The 6,859-nt window shown below is 38.7% G+C and carries 3 protein-coding genes; 1 reads left to right on the top strand and 2 read right to left on the bottom strand.

From position 1 onward, the window contains the following. The first annotated feature begins 51 nt into the window (after nt 1-51). Complete coding sequence (gene trpE, locus NWP22_RS17115) at nt 52-1,566, top strand: anthranilate synthase component I (protein ID WP_280802146.1); 1,515 nt, start codon at nt 52-54, stop codon at nt 1,564-1,566. A gap of 8 nt (nt 1,567-1,574) precedes the next feature. Here trpE and NWP22_RS17120 read toward each other — a convergent pair whose 3' ends face one another. Further along, the gene (locus NWP22_RS17120; protein ID WP_280802147.1) at nt 1,575-5,177 is read right to left on the bottom strand and encodes a helicase-related protein; all 3,603 of its coding nucleotides are present in this window, start codon (nt 5,175-5,177) and stop codon (nt 1,575-1,577) included. Nucleotides 5,178-5,574: 397 nt separating this feature from the next. Continuing rightward, nucleotides 5,575-6,859 (bottom strand): type ISP restriction/modification enzyme (locus tag NWP22_RS17125; RefSeq protein WP_342393887.1); only part of this gene is annotated, 1,285 nt, incomplete at its 5' end.

A 6,859-nucleotide genomic window follows, 5' to 3' on the forward strand; every position in this document is an offset into this window, starting at 1 on the left:
GTTTCTCCCCTTCCCCTCTCCTCCTGTGCTCACCACTCTCTAAATCCATTTATGATGTTCCCTGATTTCTCTGATTTTTCTGAACTAGCTTTACAAGGTAATTTTGTCCCAGTGTATCAAGAATGGGTAGCAGACCTCGATACCCCAGTATCTGCTTGGTATAAAGTCTGCTCCGGTCAGCCTTATAGCTTTTTGTTGGAATCAGTAGAAGGGGGCGAAAACATCGGCCGTTATAGTTTACTCGGTTGTAATCCCCTGTGGATTTTGTCCGCCCGGGGTGACACTACTACTCAAACACATCGGGATGGTTCCCAAGTTGTGTTTACAGGAGACCCGTTTGCAGCTTTGGCTCAATGTTTGGCACCCTATAAACCAGTGACTTTACCCCAACTCCCCCCAGGAATTGGCGGACTGTTTGGCTTTTGGGGTTATGAGTTGATTCGGTGGATAGAACCACGTGTACCTATTCATCCACAAGATGAGCGTAATATACCTGATGGATTGTGGATGCAGGTAGACCACTTGTTAATTTTTGACCAGGTGAAACGGAAAGTTTGGGCGATCGCCTATGCTGATTTACGTGATCAAAATGTGAATTTATGGCAGGCTTATGAACAAGCGTGCGATCGCGTCACACAGATGCTCTCTCAGTTATCCCGCCCTGTGTCGCCCCAAGAAACAATGTTAGAATGGACACCGCCGGGCAGCAAGGATGGGGGAGGGATAGAAGAATATACTAGCAACTTGACACAGGAGGAATTCTGTGATAGTGTAGAAAAAGCGAAGGAATACATAAAGGCAGGAGACATATTTCAAGTCGTTATATCCCAGAGGTTATCGACAAAATATAAAGGTGATCCCTTTGCCCTTTATCGCTCCCTACGCCAAATTAATCCTTCCCCCTACATGGCTTTCTTTAATTTCCAAGACTGGCAAATTATCGGTTCCAGTCCGGAGGTGATGGTAAAAGCCCAAGCCGATGGAGCGGGTGGGGTAGTAGCTACAGTCAGACCCATAGCTGGGACGCGTCCGAGAGGTAAAACCCCACAGGAAGATGCAGCTTTAGCTACAGATTTACTGCAAGATCCCAAGGAAACAGCGGAACACGTGATGTTGGTTGACCTAGGTCGTAACGACTTAGGAAGGGTCTGTGAAAGTGGAAGCGTGAGAGTTGATGAGTTAATGGTGGTAGAGCGTTATTCCCACGTGATGCATATTGTGAGTAATGTGGTGGGTAGGCTATCATCAGATAAAAGCGCCTGGGACTTACTTAAGGCCTGTTTCCCAGCGGGTACTGTCAGCGGTGCGCCGAAAATTCGGGCGATGGAAATTATCCACGAGTTAGAACCATGTCGTCGGGGTGTTTATTCTGGAGTCTATGGTTATTACGATTTTGAGGGACAATTGAATACTGCGATCGCGATTCGCACGATGGTATTGCATAATCATACTGTAACCGTCCAGGCGGGTGCGGGTCTAGTGGCTGATTCTGACCCACAGAAGGAATATCAGGAGACCTTGAATAAAGCTCGAGGTTTGTTAGTAGCTATTAGTTGTTTACAATGATGTAGTATTTAATCAATTTTTTGCGCGAGGATCAGGTTTAATACATTCAGTTCCCGGGAGTGTAGTAGATATTTTTCTGTGAACAGTTTTTGTCTCATTTCTGCTAAGGCAGAACTTCTAAAGACTAAAAAGGGAAATTCTTGATAATTATGACCTATAGGTAAGATGTTAGTGACCGGGTATAACGAACGAAGGTATGTAAATAGAATATCACGGAAACGCAGGTCTTCTGGTTCTTCTGGTTCCTCAGCAAAATATTGACTCATGACTTCTCCACTAATAAATACAAGTAAGGGTAAGGCGTAATATTGGTCACTATATTCACTGGTTTGTGTGAAGTTTTGTGTCTTGGGTGGCGCTTTTTTCAATTTTTCCACTAGTTCAATTGCATCTTGAGTTGCAAATCTTAAGTTTTCAGGATAAATGGGATTTTTACTAATTAGTTTGAGATTATCCCATAATTCTCCATGAGCGTACTTTTCTATATCCAGTAATTTCATTTGATAAGATTCTTGGATATTTTTACTAGGTACTATGAGCAAACCACCGTTAATATAAGCTAACTCTAAAGGAGGAACATCTAGGAGTTGATCAAAACTATTAGCTAATTGCAAAAATTGCTCCTTAAAAGACTTCTGTAATTTTAAATAACTTTCTTCGGGAGTGTTTTCAACCCGAAAATTTCCATCTCCCATGAGTTTCTCTAGACTGGTATAGACTTGTTTTAATAACTCATGACTCCGATGGATTTGATATTCTTTCTTAAGTTGGTTGATCAGATTAACTATTTGACTAGAAAATGTTTCCCCAGCAGCTAAAACCGACTTACCACCGATAGGAATCAGTATATATTTCTTTCTGCCAATTTTACCATAACCATATATACGAGTCATCATGGAAGCCTTAAGAATTAACAGCAGGTTTAATAAACTGAGGACACTTTCTTGTAAAGACAATTGAGGGTCATCTTGGTAATAAACAGAACGTTCAGCTAAATAGAAGTACAAGTATTTATCTTGGTTATCTATATGATCATTTCCCCGACCGCGGTAAATCACCTGAATGATTTCCATCAGGTTTTTTTCAATCTCAAACTTAGGGATTTCTACCAAAATGTGCTTGGCTTTGGGGAAAGATAAACCACGACTTCCCGAAGCAGTCATGAAGACTACCTTGACATTTTCCTGATACTGTTGAAGTTGTTGTTTTTCTAATTCCGAGATATTGGCGTGTATTTCTATATAATGAGTATTTTTCTGGAAGTTCTCTTTACCCAAGGTTTCCTGGAGCTTGTCAATAATTTGTGTTAGTTTGGGTTTATTTTGGATGTATACTATAAATTGTTGCACCTGAGAATCTTGTAATAAATTCTGGATATCGGCGAAAATGACATCTAAGAGCTTTTGCTCTAAATTAGATTTATCCTTTAATTGCGCGCGATCGCTAAATTTACAAGACTCAATAAAAATTTGATAGCTAATAGTTAAGCTTTGAGCGGGGTAGGAATTAGCGTTAATCATGGTCGCAGGTAATTTTTTAAACTGCAAATTGACCACTGACAGGGGTTGAATATTTTCCAGAGCGTGACGAAAGTAGATTTTATTGGGTTCGGGGGTGGTATTTTCTAGATGTTGACAAATGACATTTTGATCAACGATGGAAGCATCTGCAATAATTACCTTAGTGTTAAAACCATTTTCAGGTTGATTTAACTGATATTTATTGATGAGTTTGTGAATACCATGGAGAAACTCCACCCCTCCCTCATCCCCGGTAATTTCGTCTATCATAATAAATAGATGTTTGATGCGACGGGAGATATTTTGCATCTTTTGGGGAAAGACCTTATTTTCCCTGGTGTTGTATGCGTCGCTGAATATTTTCTCCAGGTGTGTGAGGGTATTTCCAGTCTGAGTTTTCTTCAGAGACTGGGTGGAAGTAGTAGCAATAACGTTGTTAGATAATTTGTGAGTAATGGTAGTATGTAGTCCTTTGCAAAGACTCTTTAAAACACCTGCGGTTTTTTCTCCCCGGTCTATAATAGTATCATCGGTGATGTGTTCGAGTCGGTTACTGCGTCTCACCCCTCTTTCCAGATTTTGACTCTTAAGGAAATTAACTGTTCCTTGAATAAAATCCTCTTGATATAGGTTCGAGGTATATTCAACAGAGCATTTACCAGAGTTATCTTGAATCAGGTGAGTATGAGTATTGATCGCCAAGATTCTGTCATCTACTAAATCACCGGTTGCTTTATCCTTGAATTTTTCGATGATGTCGAGATTTACCTGTTTGCGGGGACTGACATAGAAAAATAGAAACCCTTCATCTAGATGATGTTTGAGAAAATTGACGATCGCAGTGGTTTTACCAATACCTGGGTTTCCGGTGAGGAATATATAGGTATTCTCAGACAGCAAAGATTTTTGAATCAGTTGACTATGTGCTTCGCGAAAGTTGTAGCTTCCCGTCAAACCTAAGTCGGAAATTAACTCTGGAGGAACTGGGGCGACAGAGTTAAAAAAGTCGCTAATTTTCTCGGTGTGAGGTGGTATGATATTGATGCGATCGCGGGTGATGTTTACAAGAGAGTTGACAAACTCCCTACCTTGGTCAAAGCTACTCCCAGCGTTACGCTTAATTTTATCTAAAACTCGACGACGTGCGTCGGTGATTTGTTCTGTTGTATTATGTAATTTATAGATTTGATGACAAGTCTCAAAAATCTTGAGTTGATCTGGTGTAATAGATATAGTATTGAATGAGCGATCGCTATAACCAATAGCATTAAACACAATTGACGATCTATCTGATATTATCCCCGTTTCTTGGAGAAATTGGTTAAAGCTATAAATATAAGCAGCTGCTTGAATTAACTTAGCGGTTTCCTTATCTTTAGCTTTAAAAGCTGTGAAATAGTCTGTTAAACTAGGTGAGAAGTCCAAACCCAAAGAATTAGTATCAACACTCAAGTTAGAGAACACACTTTTAGAACGGACATAGTTAACATCGCGCATCAATAAGTTGCGAATAACTTCCACATAATCAATATTTTGGATATCTTCATCAGTGTGAACAGAAAATATTGATAAATCAAGACATAAAACCCGATATTTACGCCGACACTTGAGCAAAATCAAAGTATCTGCATTCAGAAAACCACCTTTTTCCTGATATCTAGGAATATAGTCAGCAGTATTTTGTAACTGATCAAACTGGGAAAGAACATCTTTAAACCACTGGGTCTGGTCGGTTTCATAAGTTCCAATACTGTTATCACCATGAAAGCAGCATTGATAATAGAGAATTTCCAGATCCTTAATTTGATCTCCCAAGGATGTCAAATATTCTCTAAAGAAATTTAACCCTGATAAAAATCCCTTTTGAACAAAGAATTGACACCAGGTTTCAGCTATATCTCGTTCTAAGGTACTTAATACCCTATCAATTATTCTTTGTCGAATTTTAGAGAACTTGAGGTTTTCTAATTGATGACGATATAAATTACCAAATTTCTGCTTAATTTGTTCTTGCTGAATATAGCAGAGAACACCAATATTAAAACCCACCTCAAATAATCTTCCTAAATCCTCAGCTATGTTCGCAGTCATATTGATTTATTCCCTTTTCTTATTAGTCATTCTATTTGAGTTGAGAAATTATCAGTGAGGAAAGGGGACAGTTCCCCTATATCTGTTTTTGAACGCAAAGGGCGCAAAGGTTGGCGCAAAGGTACGCAAAGGTTGATTGGCGGTCTAGACTATGATTACATACATGATTTTCTAGTCAGATTTATCTGACTTTAGCTTTGAGACGGGGGTTTTTAACCCCCGGTTCCCTGGGTGGCGATCGCCCCACAGATCCCTGACTTCTTCCATAACCTAGGGAGTTATTGAATATTTGGGAGAGAAGTCGGGGATCTTACACCCCCTCCCACAGTCACACAGATCCCCGACTTCTAGCTAAGTTATCTTAGATTATCTGTGATGATGTGAGAAGTCGGGGATCTTAACCACCCGACATCTGATTAACTATATTCATGGTTTCCATGCTGACTCTACACACCCGCATTAATAAATCTATGACCTGTTCTTTGTAGTCTGCAAACCGGTAAGTATTAAACTTTTCCGCAATAGTCGGGTCCTTGGGTTTCTTCTCTTTATATTGATCTAAAATCCATTCTAAGGCGGAACGATTGCCTAGCATATATTCCCATGCTATGCTGGGTATACCTTGTAATGTGGTCACATCATCTAAGATGATACTTCCCTTGGTTTTATCAGCCTTTAACTTGGCCTTCGGTGTGGTTTGGTTATCCTTTAAAGGAATATCAACCCGACTGAGTTTGTAGGGTGTGACGGTTTCATAATTAATATGTAAATCCATGAGTTGTTTACCCCAGTCCACCCATTGGGGAAAGTGATCATATAAAGGTAAGCGGGGAAAGTCTCGTTTTAGGTTGAGTTCGTATTTTTGGCGGTACTCTGGGTTATGTAGCACCCCATAGGTGTAGTGAAAGATATCTATTTTAGTAATTGTTGTGTCTTGGTAATGGGTGTGAATTTGTTGTAGTCCCCAGTCGGTGATGTTATCTATGCGCTTTCCTTCTTGGTTGTATGTGTACAGGGGGAGACATTGGGAATCACCTGTTAGGTGTAAATCAATTATTGTATTACTAGCTAAACAATGAAAGGATTTTGTATTTCCTAATGCAGAATAGGCAATATATTTATTGTCAAGGTTATTTATAGAATAAATATTTAGCCATTGCAACATCATGGCATTTAAATGTTTATCAAAATATAGGTAATTTTTGGTAAATGGACGATATAAACTATTTACGATTTGATTAGAATGAAACGTTTTTTTAATTTTGTTATGTAAAAATTTAATTAATTCTCTGTCCCATTTAATTTTTTCTTTAGCATTAAAGTCTTTATCTTTTAAAGTTTCTTGATAAACCCATATAAAGAAATCCATTTTATTTTTAAGATTTTGATAAGATAAATCATAAACCCATTCATCTTTTTTAGTTTTTAATCCTGTTGTAAACAACTTAAATACAGCTTCTTGTCCTTTACCTGCTTTCACACCCTTATCAACCACAGGTAAAAGACTATCAAAATCATTATCAGTTTGATTTATCCAGTTCCCGTTACTATCTGGTTTAAAATGATTAAAACCTAAATCTTTAAACTTCCGAGAACTAAAATATTTTTTCTTATCCTCTGCATTTGTATAATCTTCAATCGCATCATAATAAACCTTAAACCCTTGAGCGTGTTCATTCCTG

It is taken from the genome of Anabaenopsis tanganyikae CS-531, from assembly GCF_029891675.1.
GTDB lineage: Bacteria > Cyanobacteriota > Cyanobacteriia > Cyanobacteriales > Nostocaceae > Anabaenopsis > Anabaenopsis arnoldii.

Bases quoted from the DNA above. Each gene is read 5' to 3' on its own strand.
- trpE (WP_280802146.1), top strand. From the start codon at position 52: ATGATGTTCCCTGATTTCTCTGATTTTTCTGAACTAGCTTTACAAGGT.
- NWP22_RS17120 (WP_280802147.1), bottom strand. From the start codon at position 5,177: ATGACTGCGAACATAGCTGAGGATTTAGGAAGATTATTTGAGGTGGGT.